Origin of the sequence: Streptomyces recifensis, assembly GCF_002154615.1 — a bacterium.
GTDB lineage: Bacteria > Actinomycetota > Actinomycetes > Streptomycetales > Streptomycetaceae > Streptomyces > Streptomyces griseoluteus.
Map to the genome: position 1 here is coordinate 1 of NZ_MUNH01000606.1, position 2,295 is coordinate 2,295.

Annotated in this window: 3 protein-coding genes and 1 pseudogene; all 4 read right to left on the reverse strand. The window is 70.2% G+C overall.

Annotated features, from left to right (window positions below; translation table 11 throughout):
• Nucleotides 1-227: hypothetical protein (locus tag CCN33_RS26935; protein ID WP_086696043.1), on the reverse strand; the 227-nt coding region annotated here is incomplete at its 3' end.
• Entirely contained in the window at nt 227-1,615 is a 1,389-nt protein-coding gene (locus CCN33_RS26940) for a hypothetical protein (protein ID WP_086696044.1), read from the reverse strand. The genes CCN33_RS26935 and CCN33_RS26940, both read right to left, overlap by 1 nt.
• Nucleotides 1,612-2,049 (reverse strand): hypothetical protein, encoded by a 438-nt coding sequence (locus CCN33_RS26945; protein WP_244173951.1) that lies wholly within the window; start codon nt 2,047-2,049, stop codon nt 1,612-1,614. Before CCN33_RS26945 ends, CCN33_RS26940 begins: the two co-directional genes overlap by 4 nt.
• A gap of 83 nt (nt 2,050-2,132) precedes the next feature.
• A pseudogene (locus CCN33_RS33285) lies at nt 2,133-2,295 on the reverse strand (NUDIX hydrolase); the annotation flags it as partial.

Genomic DNA, 2,295 nt, shown 5'->3' on the forward strand with positions numbered 1-2,295 from the left:
CCCGGCAGCACCCACACCGCCGCCGCCACCCCGGCAGCCCCGACGCTCATCACACACGCCAGCACGATTCCCGCGTACGCGTCGTCGTCCCACGTCCCGGAGGGGCGGATGGTCAGCGCGGTCCAGCAGAAGTAGGCGGAGACGAGGGTCAGCAGGACGATCGGCACGGCGAGCACCATGACGAGGCAACCGCGGTCGTCGTCTTCCACGTGGGGGGAGTCGGTCATCAGCGCAGCGCACCCTTTGCGTCGTTCAGGTTGTTCATGAAGCCACGCCCGTATCCCTGGGCCTGGCTGTCCTGCCAGTAGGGGCCGCCGTTGTAGCGGGCGGCGAGTTCCTGGTACTGGGCCGGTGTCATCTCCTCCGCGGGCACGTCGGCGAACTCGCTCTCCGCCTTGAGCTGGGCCAGGTACTCGGACGCGATGAAGATGTTCTGCGCCGGGTCCTGGAGGGAGTCCTCCACCACGTTGCGCTGCTGGTCGGTGAGGTTGTCCGGGTCGTAGCCCAGGACCTCGGCGCCCCGGCGCACCTGGATGGCGATGGGGCCCATGGACGTGTTGTCGGGATCGCCGGCGAGCCGCCAGGGCAGGCTCTCCGGGGCGATCGGGCTGAGCGGGGAGTCGGCCTGTTCGCGGATCGTGTCCGTCAGGTCGTCGAGGATGCCCGGCTGTCCACCGATCTCCTGCCAGGCGATACCGGCGACCATGTCCGGCGGAAGGCCGGAGTTGCGGGCCGCCGCCTTGATGATCTCCTTGTTCGCCGAGATCCAGTCGGCGCGTTCCTCGCTGTTGCCGGGCGGGTCCCAGTAACTGTCCCGCGCGCCGGGAAGGCCGGCGATCTGGAGGCGGATGTTCTGGAGCGTCGGCGAGACGGGGCCGTGCCCGGCGGTGGGGTAGTAGTCCTGCTTGGGCCCGCTCCCGGCCAGCCGCGTCAGCGGGTTGGCGCTCGCTTCGGCCGCCTCGCGGCGCAGCGCGGGGATCGCCGCGACGATGTCGACGCGGTCGACGAGCCCCAGGCGGAAGTCGGGCAGGAGGTCGTACGCCTGCTTCAGCCGGTGGAGGCACAGCTCGCGTGCCTCGTGCTCCGTCGTCCTGGCCAGGTGGAAGTCGCCGCCCGCCGCGTCGTGCAGCCGGTTCGCGTCGTCGCGGATGTCGTCCACGTCCATGGTCATCTCGGCCAGGAAGTCCATGACGCCCGTGGTGGCCCGCATGTCCTCCCACTGACGCATCGGCTCGGCCTCCTGGGCGTCGCGGGTGATCGCGGTGCCCTTGGTGTGGATGAGTTCGGCGAGGGCCTGCTCGTTGGCCTTGCCGTTGGAGTAGTGCGCCTTGGCGACCCCCAGGGCGATCGCGTAGTCGGCCAGAGCGAGGGCGGCCTTGTCGTAGCCTTCGGCGAGCTGGGAGACCAGCTTGCGAGCCTCGGTGAGCCGGGACTCGTAGTCCTTGCTGCCCTCGCTCTTCCACTCCGTGTGCTTCTCGGCCTTCTCCGCCGAGGGCAGGACCTGCGTCAGCAAGGCGTGCAGGCGCTTGAACTCCTGGGCGTTGCGCTCTACCAGCGGGGCGCTGCAGCCCTCCAGGAACTCGACGTCCGTACGGTGGCTGATGCCGGAGCTCATCGGACCTCCGGGGCGACGTACTCGCCGTGCAGGACGTTCTCCAGGAAGCGCCGGACCGTGTCGTCCTCGATCCGGACGAAGTCGGTGCCCGCCGAGCGGAGGCAGGTCGACAGCGCCGCGAGCAGGGCGACGGTGTCCAGGTACTGGTCGTCGGCGAACCGGGCGAACCGCGCCACCTGCTTGGCCACGTCCTCGGGCGCTCTCGGCACCCTCGCCATGGTGGTCAGCTCGGCGTCCGGGCGGCCCTCCTGGAGCAAGCCGGCCATCTCGATCAGCAGGTTGGAGTTCCCGTTGATCGAGCCGGCGTCCGCCACCAGGTCCACGCTCGGCCCCGCGCCGCCGCCGTCGGCCGGTACGTGATCGATCCGCGTGCTCGAGGACCGGCGCGCGAGGGCGCTGGTCCTGAGCTGCGCCCACTCCTCCTCGAACGACATTCGCTCCCCCGTGGATGTCGTCAGCAGTGCTTCGAACAGTCACACGATGATCGCACTTGGGTAGTGCTTTACGGAAGGCGATTTCATCCCGCCGCCCGGTGGCCGTCCTCCAGTTCGGCCGGGCCGTTGCCGTCCTCCAGGGCGTCCAGGGCGGCGAGGACGCGGCGGCCCAGGGACGGGGGGAGGTAGTCGGGGAGGTCGGTGCGGGGGACGAGGCGCCAGGAGAGGAGTTCCTCCTCCTGGAGG

What these genes read in the sequence shown, in the direction of transcription:
- CCN33_RS26940 (WP_086696044.1), bottom strand. Translation starts at nt 1,615, where the DNA reads ATGAGCTCCGGCATCAGCCACCGTACGGACGTCGAGTTCCTGGAGGGC.
- CCN33_RS26945 (WP_244173951.1), bottom strand. Translation starts at nt 2,049, where the DNA reads ATGTCGTTCGAGGAGGAGTGGGCGCAGCTCAGGACCAGCGCCCTCGCG.